This is a genomic window from Ruegeria sp. F12 (assembly GCF_056533885.1).
The window spans coordinates 423,643-438,159 of sequence record NZ_JBQFOV010000001.1; the positions used below are offsets into that span (position 1 = coordinate 423,643).

Below are 14,517 nucleotides of genomic sequence, written 5' to 3' on the forward strand. Positions count from 1 at the left end.
AATCCATGTCATAGGGTCGCCGTCAAACGGGGTTTTGCATGGGGTTAGCAGATGCAGATTCGTGAGGCACTCACCTTTGACGACGTACTTCTGGTTCCGGGCGCATCATCAGTGCTGCCCGCAACGGCGGATACGACCACGCGCGTGACGCGCGAGATCACCATGAACATCCCGCTGCTGAGTTCAGCGATGGATACGGTGACCGAGGCGCGGATGGCGATTGCCATGGCACAGGCCGGTGGGATCGGCGTGATCCACAAGAACCTGACGACCGAGGAGCAGGCCCGCGAAGTGCGCCGGGTCAAGCGGTTCGAATCCGGTATCGTCTATAACCCCGTGACCTTGCGCGCCGATCAGACGCTGGCCGACGCCAAGGCACTGGTTGAGCGGTACAATTTCACCGGCTTCCCCGTCGTTGATCCCGAGGGCCGCGTCGTGGGTATCGTGACCAACCGCGACATGCGCTTCGCGACCTCGGACGACACGCCGATCCACGCAATGATGACCACCGACAATCTGGCAATGCTTCAGGAACCGGCTGATCTGGAAGAGGCGAAAAGCCTGATGAAGGCCCGCCGGATCGAAAAGCTGCTGGTCGTAGATGGCGCAGGCAAGCTGACCGGCCTGCTAACCCTGAAAGACACCGAACAAGCAGTGCTGAACCCCACAGCCTGCAAGGACCGTCTGGGCCGCCTGCGCGTTGCAGCGGCAACCTCGGTCGGGGATGCGGGATTTGAGCGGTCCGAACAGCTCGTGGATTCAGGCGTCGATATCATCGTTGTGGACACTGCGCATGGCCATTCGCAGGGTGTGCTCGACGCGGTGCGGCGGGTGAAAACTCTGTCGAACGAAGTGCAGATCATCGCGGGCAATGTCGCCACCGGTGACGCGACCAAGGCGCTGATTGATGCCGGTGCGGACGCGATCAAGGTCGGGATCGGGCCGGGCTCGATCTGTACCACGCGGATGGTGGCCGGTGTGGGTGTGCCGCAGCTGACGGCGATCATGGATTGTGCCTCGGCTGCCGGGGATGTGCCGGTGATTGCCGATGGCGGCATCAAGTTCTCGGGCGATTTCGCCAAGGCGATTGCGGCGGGGGCGTCCTGCGCCATGGTCGGTTCGATGATCGCGGGCACCGATGAAAGCCCCGGCGAGGTGATCCTGTATCAGGGCCGCTCGTTCAAATCCTATCGCGGCATGGGCAGCCTGGGCGCGATGGCGCGTGGCTCGGCCGATCGATATTTCCAGAAAGACGCCGCCAACGACAAGCTGGTGCCCGAAGGGATCGAGGGGCAGGTGCCCTACAAAGGATCCGCCAGCGCGGTTGTGCACCAACTGGTCGGCGGTCTGCGCGCGGCCATGGGATATACCGGCTGTGCCACCGTGGAAGAGATGCGCAGAAACTGCAATTTCGTAAAGATCACGGGTGCAGGGCTGAAAGAAAGCCACGTGCATGACGTGCAGATTACACGCGAAAGCCCGAACTATCGGGTGATGTAAAACCTAAACCATTGCGACACGGCGCTCGGTTTGGGCGCCGTTTTGCATTCCAGCCACCATATCGGACAGACCTATGATCCCAGCAGCCCGCGTACAGGCCTCGATCGAGATCCTTGATCAGATACTCTCGGGCGTTCCGGTTGAAAAAGCGTTGACGGGCTGGGCGCGGCGCAGCCGGTTTGCGGGCTCCAAGGACCGGGCCGCGATACGGGATCACGTATTTCAGGCGTTGCGGTGCAAGCGATCTTATGCCGCGTTGGGCGGGGCTGAAACCGGGCGTGGCCTGATGATCGGCGCGTTGCGTGCCGTTGGGGCGGATTTGGCTGAAACGTTCACGGGTCAGGGTCATGCGCCAGATGCGCTGACCGATGACGAAGCGGGTTGCGATTTCGCGTCGGATGCCGAGCGCTATGACATCCCCGACTGGTTGTGGCCCATGTTTCAAACGTCTCTGGGAGATGAGGCAGTGGCGGTTGCCCAGGCACTGCAAAGCCGGGCACCGGTTCACGTGCGGGTCAACCTGTCCAAGTCGGATCGGGCAGCTGCTATTGCCGCTTTGGCGGCCGACGGGATTGCGGCGCAAGAACACCCGGCATGTAACACCGCGCTGGAGCTTGGGGAAGGCGCGCGCAAGATTGCGCAAAGCCGCGCTTATTCCGAAGGTGTGATTGAATTGCAGGATGCTGCCAGTCAGGCCGTTGTGGCAGCACTGGATTTGCGACCAGGTTTGCGCGTTCTGGACTATTGCGCTGGCGGCGGGGGGAAATCTCTGGCTTTGGCGGCCCATTCCAGGGTCGAGGTTTTTGCCCATGACGTAAACCCCGAACGGATGCGCGATCTGCCCGCGCGCGCCGAGCGGGCCGGTGCGCGGATCAAGATGCTGGCAACCGATGAGGTGGCGTCCCAAGCGCCTTTCGACATTGTGCTGGTCGATGCGCCCTGTTCCGGCAGTGGATCATGGCGGCGGGCGCCGGCGGGGAAATGGGCGTTGGATGCGCAACGGCTGACTGAATTGACAGCGCTTCAATCCCGAATTCTGTCAGACACGTCTGTCTTGGTCGATGCAGGCGGTGTGCTGGCTTATGCAACATGCTCGATGCTGAACGAGGAAAACGGTGCCGTAGTAGATAAATTTACGTCCGCCCATCCTGACTGGTCAGAGAGTTTTCGCAAACTGTGGCTGGCGTCCCACGGAACGGATGGGTTCTTTGCAGCACACTTGACGCGATAGATGGTCGCGAAATAACAACCTTGAGGAGAGTGTCTGAATTTCATTAAACGGACATTAACCTATTTTGGGCACACTTGCGCGAACGCCCCAAGACCAGAGTTGTTTATGTCAGAAACCACAGATGTTTTTTCCGACCTCGCCCTTCGCAAAACTCCGGCAGTGGCGCGGCTGACGCTGTTGGCTGTTGTTGGAATTCTGGTCGCCATAGCCCCCTTGGCAGGCGTGTTGCCGGGCGGCTGGGGTGGGGGGTTTATCGTTGCGGGAATCTCGCTTTTAGCGGCAGGTGCGCTGGTTGCGGCACGCGGTGGCATCATGGATTGGGCCACGAGGAAATCCGCGGGGGTGATGGCAGCATTTGCGGAACAAGACCTGTTTCCCTGCATCACCGCCAATGCAGATGGCGTCATTCTGACCGCAAACACCGCCGCACGTGAACGGTTTCATGCAACGCCAGGCACGCGAATTGATAAGTGCCTTACGGCCATTTTTGCTAATCCGGCGGCGATTTTACTGCGCCTTCAGGCAATGGCCGAAATCCACGGCAAAGCGCGAGAAGAGTTTGTTTCCGTCGGTTCAACCGTTCCGATATCGGTGTTTGGGGTGAACAATGACTTGTTTTGCTGGCGGTTTCATCTGGAAGCGCCGGGTCAGTGGGAAGACGTTTCGGTCCCGGTAGTGACGCTTGGACGCAACGGAGCAGTGATACGTTCCAACAGGATGGCGAAACATCTTCTGGGTCAGACACCGGAAACAGCTAAACAGCTCCTTTCCAGTGAGCCGCCTGAGGATGGTAAAATCGTCTCGATTGACACCAAGGATGGTTCGGTTTCCGTGGTCACTAAGGAACTGTCCAAATCGGGATCGGTCGTCGACTTGGCTCTGGTTCCAGTGGACACTTCAAACACTCCTCGAACTGAGGCTCCGTTTGCTGACCTTCCGGTTGCCATCATGTGTCTGTCGCCTAACGGAGAAATTCTGGACGCCAACCGGCTGGCCGTGAAACTTGTTGGCGAGATCGTTCCAGGCCAGACAAATGTTGTCCAGATTATGCAGGGGCTCGGCTATCCCATCTTGGATTGGCTGGCCCGCGCAGCGGCCGAAGACAGCCCGCCAAGTTCGGAGTTTCTGCGCTTGCCACGGCAGGACAAAGAGATGTTCGTGCAGGTGACGCTGAGCCGCGTGGTAAATAACGGCGAGGTCTGCCTGATCGCGGTTCTGAACGATGCCACCGAACTCAAGACGCTTGAGGCACAATTCGTACAGGGCCAAAAGATGCAGGCCGTCGGTCAGTTGGCCGGGGGCGTGGCGCATGATTTCAACAACCTGCTGACGGCGATTTCGGGGCATTGCGACCTGTTGCTGCTGAGGCATGATCAGAATGATCCTAACTATGGTGATCTGGTGCAGATTAACCAGAATGCCAACAGGGCGGCAGCACTGGTCAGTCAGTTGCTGGCCTTCTCTCGCAAGCAGACTTTGCAGCCCGAGGTGTTGGACTTGCGGGACACGATCTCGGACCTGATCCATCTATTGAACCGGCTGGTGGGTGAGAAAATCCGCCTAATCCTCAGCCATGATCCAGTGCTGAAACCGGTGCGCGCCGACAAGCGGCAGTTGGAACAAGTGTTCATGAACTTAGTCGTGAATGCCCGCGACGCCATGCCCGAAGGTGGCGAGGTGCGGATCGAAACTGAAGTGGTGTCGCTGACTGAGCCTCTGCGCCGCGATCGCGCTACAGTGCAACCGAGGGAGTATGTCACCGTCAAGGTGATCGATAGTGGTACGGGTATTCCGGCGGACAAGTTGCAAAAAGTGTTCGAGCCTTTCTACACAACTAAACGTACGGGCGAGGGGACGGGGCTAGGCCTGTCAACGGTCTACGGTATTGTGAAACAGACCGGCGGTTTTATCTTTGTTGACAGCGTTTTGGGCCGGGGAACCGAGTTTACGGTTTATCTGCCGGTCTCAGCTGCATCCGAACGTGTCGAAGAACCCGCCGTGCAGGCACCGCAAACACAAGCTGCGCGTCAGGGTGAAGGCGTAGTTCTGTTGGTCGAGGATGAAGCACCGGTGCGCGCCTTTGCAACCCGCGCGCTGCGCCTGAAGGGCTATACCGTTTTGGAAGCAGATTCGGCGGAAGAGGCGCTGCATCTGCTGGAAGACGGGGCCCTGAATGTCGATCTCTTCGTCACCGACGTGGTGATGCCGGGCATGGATGGCCCAACCTGGGTGCGTCAGGCGATGAAAGACCGTCCAGATGTCCGCGTCATTTTCATGTCAGGATATACCGAAGGGGCATTTGGCGACTCGGGTCCCGAGCTTGCGCATTCGGCTTTCCTGCCGAAGCCGTTTTCCTTGAACGAACTGACCGAAGCGGTGTTCCAGCAATTGAACTGAAACAGTCAGAGGGCCGCGTCGTGACACGCGAACTCGGCCGCATGTTTGCGCCGGAACTTGCGCTCGGTTTCGGCGCTTAGCGTCAAGTCACGGAGGGGAGAGACATTCTCGCGCGGTAGTGTGATCTCCATATTCAGACGGGATTGTAGGAAGCTCAGGATTTTGTCCTGATGTTCATATTTGAAGACGTGCGTCGCCCCGAATCCGTTGCTGCGGGTGCGGAAGAACTGGCTCTGGCTGCCGACATCCGCATATTCCGGACGCGGGGATTGCATATAGGCCTGAACATAGTCGTCAAAGCTGAGATCATGGGTTGAATGAGGGTGATTCAGCCGCTCGGGACGGCTGCGGAATCGATACCAACTGCCCAGCCAGTCGATCGGTTCGCGGACCACGGCCATGATCTCCATCTCTGTGTCGTGCATTTTTCTGAAAATGTTCTGAAAGAAACGGTCATAGCGCCGGACCGGAGCATGTTTCAGGTCGGGCGGTCCTGTGACAACGATATCCGCCCGGTCCCGCAAAGCGCTGTGGTAAGCGGTGCTGCCGGTTTTGGGGACGGACAGAAATGCAAGACGTTCCTTATAGAAAACAAGCATTTAATCGTCCCTGTCAGAGTTCATTCTTTTTTGCAGATTGGCGTAAACGACTCTTTAACACAATTGCCGAAAGGTAAGTTCTGTAAGTTTTAGTTGAAATGTTCTCTTTTTGGTCTCATAAGGAACAAGAGGCGAACAAAGCAGTGATTGCCGCCCGTTCAAGGGTGTGACACAAGAGAAGGCGACAGGACAATGGCGGATCTTCTGACGATGAGCGACAAGAAAAACGCAGACAAGCAAAAGGCGCTCGACAGCGCGCTGGCCCAGATTGAACGGCAGTTCGGCAAGGGCTCGATCATGAAGCTGGGCGAGGATTCCAAACAGGATATCGAGGCCAGCTCGACCGGATCGCTGGGTCTGGATATCGCGCTGGGGATTGGCGGTCTGCCGATGGGCCGAATTGTTGAGATTTACGGGCCAGAAAGTTCGGGCAAGACCACGCTGACGCTGCATTGTATTGCAGAACAGCAAAAGCGCGGCGGTGTCTGTGCGTTCGTTGACGCGGAACACGCGTTGGACCCGCAATATGCTCGTAAGCTGGGTGTCGATCTGGATGAGTTGCTGATCTCGCAGCCCGACACGGGCGAGCAGGCGCTTGAGATCACTGATACTCTGGTGCGCTCGGGTGCGGTGAATATGGTTGTGGTCGACTCGGTCGCGGCGCTGACGCCGAAATCTGAGCTGGAGGGCGACATGGGCGACAGCAATGTCGGCGTGCAGGCCCGTCTAATGAGCCAGGCGATGCGCAAGCTGACCGGCTCGATCAGCCGTTCGAATTGTATGGTGATCTTCATTAACCAGATTCGGATGAAAATCGGCGTCATGTTTGGCAGCCCGGAGACGACCACTGGGGGCAACGCGCTGAAATTCTACAGCTCGGTGCGTTTGGACATTCGGCGTATCGGCGCGATTAAGGACCGCGATGAGGTTGTCGGCAACCAGACCCGCGTCAAAGTTGTAAAAAACAAGGTGGCCCCGCCGTTCAAGCAGGTGGAATTCGACATCATGTATGGCGAAGGCATCAGCAAGATGGGCGAGCTGCTGGATCTGGGCGTTAAGGCCGGTGTGGTTGAGAAGTCGGGCTCTTGGTTCAGCTACGGGGACGAGCGGATCGGGCAGGGGCGTGAGAATGCCAAACAATATCTGCGCGATAACAGTCGCTCGGCGTTGGAGATTGAGGACAAGATCCGCGCCGCGCATGGGTTGGACTTCGACATGCCGCCCGGTGCCACTGAGGATGACGATATTCTCGAAGCCTGACGGCATCCCGGAATTGTGAGCGCGGGGCGGTCCATTGGGGCCGCCTTGTTTCGTTTGCGTGGCCTCCCCTGTGGACTATCCGCAGGGACAGCGATAAACCCGTTTTCGAACAAGATGATTGCGCGCTGAGAGAGCCTTATGCCCACGCTGAACGATATCCGATCGACCTTTCTGAACTATTTCGCCAAACAGGGGCATGAGGTTGTGGCTTCAAGCCCGCTCGTGCCGCGCAATGACCCGACCCTGATGTTCGTGAACTCGGGCATGGTGCAGTTCAAGAACCTGTTCACCGGGCTTGAGACGCGCGACTACAGCCGGGCGACCACTGCGCAGAAATGTGTGCGCGCAGGTGGCAAACACAACGATCTGGACAATGTGGGCTACACCGCGCGCCACCACACATTCTTTGAGATGCTGGGGAATTTCTCGTTCGGGGACTATTTCAAGCATGAGGCGATCCCCTTCGCGTGGGAGCTGATCACCAAGGAATTCGGCATCGACAAGAACCGCCTGCTGACCACTGTCTATCACACCGACGATGAGGCATTCGAGATCTGGAAAAAGGTCGGCGTGCCCGAAGACCGGATCATCCGCATCGCCACCAATGACAATTTCTGGCAGATGGGCCCGACCGGTCCCTGTGGTCCATGCACCGAGATTTTCTATGACCATGGCGACCACATCTGGGGCGGCCCTCCGGGTTCGGCCGAGGAAGACGGCGACCGCTTCATCGAAATCTGGAACATCGTGTTCATGCAGAATGAGCAGTTTGAGGACGGCTCGATGGTGGAACTGGACATGCAGTCCATCGACACTGGCATGGGGCTGGAGCGGATCGGCGCTCTGCTACAGGGCAGTCATGACAACTATGACACGGACCTGTTCAAAACGCTGATCGAAGCGTCTGCCGATGCCACCGGTGTGGATCCTTATGGCGATCAGAACGTGCATCACCGCGTGATTGCGGATCACCTGCGGTCGACCTCGTTCCTGATTGCCGATGGCGTGATGCCCAGCAATGACGGCCGCGGTTACGTTCTACGCCGGATCATGCGCCGTGCAATGCGCCATGCGCATTTGCTGGGTGCAAAAGACCCGGTGATGCATCGCCTTGTGCCCTCGCTGGTGCAGTTGATGGGCGCGCAATATACAGAACTGGGGCAGGCGCAGGCGCTGATCGAAGAAACGCTGCTGCTGGAGGAAACCCGGTTCAAGCAGACCCTCGATCGCGGTCTGAAACTGCTGGATGATGAGGTCGCGGGACTGCCCGAAGGTGAGGCTCTGCCCGGTGATGCGGCGTTCAAGCTCTATGACACCTATGGCTTCCCGCTGGACTTGACGCAGGATGCGCTGCGTGAAAAGGGCCGGACCGTGGATACCGACGGGTTCGATGCGGCCATGGCCGAACAAAAGGCCAAAGCACGCGCTGCTTGGGCAGGTTCGGGTGAGGCCGCGGATCAGGCTGTTTGGTTTGATGTGCTGGACAGTGCCGGGGCCACGGATTTCCTGGGCTATGATACCGAAAAGGCCGAAGGACAGGTTGCGGGTCTGGTCGTGGATGGCGCGCTGGTCGAAGCTATTGAACAGGGTGGCACAGGCTGGGTCATCGTAAACCAGACCCCATTCTATGGTGAGGCCGGTGGTCAGGTCGGCGATACCGGTGAAATCCGTCGTCTAGAGAACATGCAGGACGTTGCCAAAGTCGAAGACACGCGCAAATTTGCTGAAGGCAAGGTCTATGCGCATAAGGTAACGGTCAGCCAGGGTAAACTGTCCAAGGGCGACGCGGTCGAGCTTGAAGTCGATCATACCCGCCGCAGCGCAATCCGGGCGAACCACTCGGCCACGCACCTGCTGCACGAGGCATTGCGCGAAACGCTGGGCGATCATGTGGCCCAGCGGGGGTCTCTGAACGCAGCGGATCGTTTGCGGTTCGATTTCAGTCATTCCAAGGCGCTTGCTCTTGACGAAATCCAGAAAGTCGAGCGGGAGGTGAATGATTTCATCCGACAGAACTCGGCCGTTGAAACACGGATCATGACACCGGAGGATGCGCGCGCATTGGGCGCTCAGGCGCTGTTTGGCGAGAAATATGGTGACGAAGTGCGCGTCGTGTCGATGGGCAAAGCGGCAACTGGCAAAGGTCAGGACGGTGAAACCTGGTCCATCGAACTGTGCGGCGGTACGCATGTGCGTCAGACCGGAGATATTGGCACTTTCGTTGTGCTGGGCGACAGTGCCAGCAGTGCCGGTGTGCGTCGGATCGAGGCCCTGACTGGGGATGCCGCCTTCCGCTATCTGTCGGCGCAGGATCACCGTCTGGCGCAAGTTGCACTCGAGCTGAAAGCGCAACCCGATGATGTCGTTGGCCGGGTGAAATCCCTGCTGGACGAGCGCAAGGCATTGCAGAACGAAGTGGCGCAACTGAGACGTGATCTGGCGATGGCAGGCGGTTCAGGGCAAGGCAGTGCCGAGGCCAAGGACGTGAACGGTGTGCCGTTCCTGGCACAGGCCCTTACAGGCGTGTCTGGCAAAGACCTTCCTGCTTTGATCGACGAACACAAAAGCCGTCTTGGCACGGGCGCTGTTCTGCTGATCGCGGATGCGGGCGGCAAGGCGGCGGTGGCCGCCGGCGTGACCCCGGATCTTACCGATAAGGTCTCGGCCGTGGATCTGGTGCGCGCGGCGGTGGCCGAACTGGGTGGCAAAGGCGGCGGTGGTCGCCCCGACATGGCACAAGGTGGTGGTAAGGACGCTACAAATTCCGAGGCTGCGATCAAAGCGGCCGAAGACGTTTTGGGAGGATAATATGGCAGCTCTCTGGATTGCGCATGTGACGGTGACGGACACAGAAGCATATGGGAAATATGCAGAATTGGCCGGACCGGCGATTGCCAAGCATGGTGGAACATTCATCGCGCGCGCGGCACGCTTTGTACAACTTGAAGGCAAAGAACGCCCGCGCAATGTGGTCGCGCGCTTTCCATCGCTTGAGGCCGCGGTCGAGTGTTACAACTCGGATGAATATCAGGCTGCGCTGGACTTCGCACGTGATGCAAGCGAGCGAGAATTGGTGGTTGTTGAGATCACCGAATAGAATCGCACCTGCTGTCGTGTACCTGTGAAGGGTGACAGCACTTTGATGCGCGGATTTTGGCCCAGTCGGACAAGTTTTGCTATGTATCGATTGGGTCATTAATTTGATTTCAGAGAATCTTTTATTTTCAAATAGTTGATTTGTTATCCGTTGAGGCGGAACAAAGCGCGCGCCCCACAATTGTGACAGCAGCACCGCAATTCTTGCCTGAAATGGTCATATTGAGTGACGAATTTCCGCCTCTTTTCCCCGTCAATTTTCCCTTAGATTGCGTCGACGTGCCCGTTTACCGATAGTTTCCGAAATGGGGATACGGTCCGGTTTGTCGGCAATCGCTTGGATGAACCAGGATCGAGGGACAGGCATGAAATCGTTTGGCAGTGAACTCGGAACCGTTGTTGGGCGCCTTGTACCTGCGACGGCTCGGGCTGTTGGCCTAGCTGCATTGGCATCCGGGGCACTTTTTGCAACCGCCCCGGCCGAAGCCCGAGAAAACAGCTTTATCCAGACAGCTGTTTCGTCTCCCCCACCTTCAGGTGCGCGACAATTGTGCCGACAATATACTTGGGCCTGTTCCAGCAAGCGCTCGGTCGTGCTGACCAGTCAGCAAGAGATGCAGATTGTGAACCGTGTGAACCGCCGCGTAAATGCGACGACGCGTGAAGTGACCGACCAATCGCAGTACCGCACGCGCGAACGCTGGGCGTTGCCGACTTCGCTTGGCGGTGATTGCGAGGATTTTGCCCTGCTGAAGAAACGTGATCTGATCCGAGCAGGTATTGATCCCAGCAAGCTTTTGATCGCCACAGTGCTCGATAGACAGAGAAACGCGCATGCCGTTCTGGTCTATCGGTCCGCATCAGGAGATTTGGTTTTGGACAATCTAACCAACCGGATCAAACGCTGGTCGGATACCCGCTATTTCTTCTTGCGGATGCAAGACCCCCGGAAACCCAGCAGTTGGGTGGGAGTCTACGGGCGTTCTTAGCGTGACCCGATATTAGAGCGCAGGACGAAAAAAGAGGCGACCGGTTGGTCGCCTCTCTGTCTTTGGGTAAACGGGCCCAGATCAGCTTTCGTCGTCATTGGCGCCGCTGCCTTGGCCAGGGCTTGCGCCCTCGGAGCCGTTGCCGCCTCCGTTGTTGCCTTGGTTACCGTTGTTGCCGCCGTTCCCGTTCCCGTTGCCGTTCCCGTTTCCGTTGCCACCGCCGTTGCCGTTGCCGTTGCCGTTGTCACCGCCGTCGCCGTTGTCACCGCCGTCGCCGTTGTCACCGCCGTCGCCGTTGTCACCGCCGTCGCCGTTGTCACCACCGTCGCCGTTGTCACCACCGTCGCCGTTGTCACCACCGTCGCCGTTGTCACCACCGTCGCCGTTGTCACCACCGTCGCCGTTGTCACCGCCGTCGTCGTTGCTACCGCCGTCGCCGTTGTCACCACCATCGCCGTTGTCACCACCGTCGTCGTTGTCACCACCGCCGTCGCCGCCGTTACCGTTGTCGCCATCGTTATCGGATTCATCCGCATCACCGTCGCCGGTGCGCTGTGTATTTGAAGCGATCGTTGCGGTAGGAATATCCGTCAGAACCGCCGCAAAAGCCGGGCAGAACTCAGATGTACGTGCCAGAATGTCTTCGAAATCTGCGCGTCTCTGAATATAGCGCAGCATCCGCGCGTCAACCACAGAGCATCCGCACAGAGTTTCAGTTGAAACCGACTGACGCGCTGTTTTTACGGTGCACTTGTCGGCGGCCAAGGCCGGTGCCGCAAACGGAATTGCGGCCGAAATGAAAACAATTGACAATAAACGAGATTTTACGCGCATGGCGTTACTCCTTAGTACTCATTAAGCCGTATTTGCACGAACACTCGTGCCATACTTTAAACATAATTACAGCCATCCCTCGTCACATTTTCAAGAAGTGCGGGAAAAAGAAAAGCCCTCAATTTCGGGGCAAAAAAGGAAAATATATTAAAAACAACAATAAAGCCCGCCGGCGAGGCGGGCCTATATGTTGTGTGTTTTTCCGTGGTGGACGCAAATATGTCACGATTGTGGAATTGTTTCCACACTGTGAACTGTTTTACAGTCTTTTAGCTAGGCGGACTTTGCCATGCGTTTGCGTTCGTGCGGGTCCAGGAATCGTTTGCGCAAGCGGACCGCATTGGGCGTGACCTCGACCAATTCGTCATCGTCGATATAAGCGATGGCTTCCTCCAACGAGAACTGGACATGAGGCGTAAGGCGCACCGCATCGTCCGAGCCGCTGGCACGAACGTTGGTCAGCTTTTTGCCCTTCAGCGGGTTCACTTCCAGATCATTGTCGCGCGAATGCTCGCCGATCACCATACCCTGATAGACATCTGTTTGTGGCGCCACGAACATGCGGCCACGCTCTTCAAGGTTCCACAGGGCGTAGGCGACCGCCTGACCTTTCTCCATCGAGATCAGAACGCCCGCGCGACGTCCGGGGATCGCTCCCTTATGCGCGGCCCAGCCGTGGAACACGCGGTTCAGGACACCGGTTCCGCGGGTGTCGGTCAGGAATTCACCGTGATAGCCGATCAGTCCGCGCGAGGGGACATGCGCGATGATGCGGGTCTTGCCGGCACCTGCAGGGCGCATCTCGACCAGTTCACCCTTGCGTGCACCTGTGATTTTTTCGATCACAGCGCCCGAGAATTCGTCATCCACGTCGATGGTGACTTCTTCGATGGGCTCCAGCCGCTGGCCGTCTTCTTCGCGGAACAGGACCTGCGGGCGGGAGATACTGAGTTCAAACCCTTCGCGGCGCATGTTTTCGATCAGAACGCCCATCTGCAATTCGCCACGGCCTGCGACCTCGAACGCCTCGCCACCGGGGGTGTCGCTGATGCGGATGGCGACATTCGATTCGGCCTCTTTCATCAGGCGGTCACGGATCACGCGGGACTGGACCTTTTTGCCGTCACGACCGGCCAGAGGCGAGTCGTTGATGCCAAAGGTCACTGTGATGGTCGGCGGGTCAATGGGCTGAGCGGGCAGGGCCTCGTCCACCTGCGGGGAAACCAGCGAATCTGCCACGGTTGCCTTGCTCATGCCTGCGATGGTGACGATGTCACCGGCTTCGGCCACGTCGATGGGCTGTTGCGCCAAACCACGGAAGGCCAGAATTTTCGAGGCGCGGAAGTTTTCGATCAGGGTCCCGTCGCGCGACAGGGCCTTGAGGCTGTCACCCGCTTTCAGAGTCCCGCTTTCCACACGGCCGGTCAGAATGCGGCCGATGAACGGATCGCTGCCCAGCGTGGTGGCCAGCATGCGGAAGGGTTCGTTTTTTTTGTCGGCCTGTTTCGGCGCAGGCACGTGATCCACGATCAGATCAAACAGAGCGGTCAGGTCCTTGCGGGGGCCATCCAGCTCCATATCCGCCCAGCCCGAGCGGCCCGAGGCGTACATGGCCGGGAAGTCCAGTTGATCATCATCGGCGCCCAGATTGGCGAACAGGTCGAAACATTCATCCAACGCGCGGTCGGGTTCAGCGTCGGGCTTGTCGACCTTATTCAGCACAACGATCGGACGCAGGCCCAGTGCCAGCGCTTTGGAGGTCACGAATTTGGTTTGGGGCATCGGACCTTCAGCGGCATCTACCAGCAGAACTACGCCGTCGACCATCGAGAGGATGCGCTCTACCTCGCCGCCGAAGTCGGCGTGGCCAGGGGTGTCGACGATGTTGATGCGGGTGCCTTTCCACTCGACCGAAGTCGCTTTGGCAAGGATGGTGATACCGCGCTCGCGTTCCAGATCGTTGCTGTCCATGGCGCGTTCCGCCACGGCCTGATTTTCCCGGAACGCGCCGGATTGTTTGAGCAGCTCATCCACCAGGGTCGTTTTACCGTGGTCCACGTGAGCGATGATTGCGATATTGCGCAGGTCCATGAGGTCAGCCTTAAAACGGGAAGTTGCCGCGCGCATAGCGCGGTTTGAGCAAATAGGCCAGCCCTAACCGCTGGTCAGTGCCCTGCAGTCTTGGAAAACAGGTGAATGACGAGGATTCCGGTCAGGATCATGCCCAGTCCAAGCACGGCGGGCCAGTCTAACCGCTGACCAAAGACCAAGAAGCCGATGATGGCAATCAGCGCAATGCCCATACCGGACCAGATTGCATAGACGATCCCGACGGGCATGTAACGAAGGGTCAGCGCCATCAGATAAAACGCAATTCCGTATCCGACCACCACGAGGACCGAGGGCCAGAACCGTGTGAATTGCTGGCTGGCTTGCAAAGCGGTGGTGCCGATGGTCTCGGCGATCACGGCAAACAGCAAAATGAGATAGGCTTTGGGCATCGGAGTCTCGATCTGAGTGTGGCGGAGTGGATTGATCACGAAACTATCGGCGCAGGCAAGGTCTTTCTTGCGCGCAGTAACGGGTGTGAAAATCGCGCGGACTTACTTCA

The 14,517-nt window shown here is 58.2% G+C and carries 11 protein-coding genes; 7 read left to right on the forward strand and 4 right to left on the reverse strand.

From position 1 onward, the window contains the following. The first annotated feature begins 51 nt into the window (after positions 1-51). The 3 genes from guaB (at position 52) to ACR0CA_RS02135 (ending at position 5,128) form a co-directional block, all read left to right on the forward strand. Positions 52-1,500, forward strand: a complete 1,449-nt coding sequence (gene guaB / locus ACR0CA_RS02125; protein ID WP_480897309.1) for an IMP dehydrogenase — start codon at positions 52-54, stop codon at positions 1,498-1,500. 73 nt (positions 1,501-1,573) lie between these two features. Beyond that, positions 1,574-2,731, forward strand: a complete 1,158-nt coding sequence (locus ACR0CA_RS02130; RefSeq protein WP_480897310.1) for an RsmB/NOP family class I SAM-dependent RNA methyltransferase — start codon at positions 1,574-1,576, stop codon at positions 2,729-2,731. 105 nt (positions 2,732-2,836) lie between these two features. Continuing rightward, a complete protein-coding gene (locus tag ACR0CA_RS02135; RefSeq protein ID WP_480897311.1) occupies positions 2,837-5,128 on the forward strand; it encodes an ATP-binding protein in 2,292 nt (763 codons plus the stop codon). A 5-nt stretch (positions 5,129-5,133) separates the two neighbouring features. Here the strand turns inward: ACR0CA_RS02135 and ACR0CA_RS02140 are convergent, their stop codons facing one another. Next, complete coding sequence (locus ACR0CA_RS02140; protein ID WP_480897312.1) at positions 5,134-5,727, reverse strand: gamma-glutamyl kinase; 594 nt, start codon at positions 5,725-5,727, stop codon at positions 5,134-5,136. A 192-nt stretch (positions 5,728-5,919) separates the two neighbouring features. Here ACR0CA_RS02140 and recA point away from each other — a divergent pair, with 192 nt between their 5' ends. From recA to ACR0CA_RS02160, 4 genes are all read left to right on the forward strand, one after another. Further along, positions 5,920-6,987 (forward strand): recombinase RecA, encoded by a 1,068-nt coding sequence (gene recA, locus ACR0CA_RS02145; RefSeq protein WP_170354230.1) that lies wholly within the window; start codon positions 5,920-5,922, stop codon positions 6,985-6,987. 138 nt (positions 6,988-7,125) lie between these two features. After that, positions 7,126-9,795, forward strand: a complete 2,670-nt coding sequence (alaS, locus tag ACR0CA_RS02150; protein WP_480504286.1) for an alanine--tRNA ligase — start codon at positions 7,126-7,128, stop codon at positions 9,793-9,795. 1 nt (position 9,796) lies between these two features. Beyond that, positions 9,797-10,084: a DUF1330 domain-containing protein gene (locus ACR0CA_RS02155; protein WP_170769795.1), complete on the forward strand. Its 288-nt coding sequence runs from the start codon at positions 9,797-9,799 to the stop codon at positions 10,082-10,084. Between the two features lie 364 nt (positions 10,085-10,448). Continuing rightward, positions 10,449-11,072, forward strand: a complete 624-nt coding sequence (locus ACR0CA_RS02160) for a transglutaminase-like cysteine peptidase (RefSeq protein ID WP_480873908.1) — start codon at positions 10,449-10,451, stop codon at positions 11,070-11,072. A gap of 81 nt (positions 11,073-11,153) precedes the next feature. Here ACR0CA_RS02160 and ACR0CA_RS02165 read toward each other — a convergent pair whose 3' ends face one another. The 3 genes from ACR0CA_RS02165 to ACR0CA_RS02175 all read right to left on the reverse strand — a co-directional run bounded on the left by ACR0CA_RS02165 (position 11,154) and on the right by ACR0CA_RS02175 (position 14,407). Beyond that, positions 11,154-11,906 carry a hypothetical protein gene (locus tag ACR0CA_RS02165; protein WP_480897313.1) on the reverse strand — a complete coding sequence of 251 codons (753 nt, stop codon included), beginning with the start codon at positions 11,904-11,906 and terminating at the stop codon, positions 11,154-11,156. Positions 11,907-12,179: 273 nt separating this feature from the next. Further along, positions 12,180-13,997, reverse strand: coding sequence for a translational GTPase TypA (gene typA, locus ACR0CA_RS02170; protein ID WP_170782417.1), 1,818 nt, complete (start codon positions 13,995-13,997; stop codon positions 12,180-12,182). Positions 13,998-14,071: 74 nt separating this feature from the next. Beyond that, positions 14,072-14,407, reverse strand: a complete 336-nt coding sequence (locus ACR0CA_RS02175; RefSeq protein WP_480897370.1) for a DMT family transporter — start codon at positions 14,405-14,407, stop codon at positions 14,072-14,074. Positions 14,408-14,517: the final 110 nt, after the last annotated feature.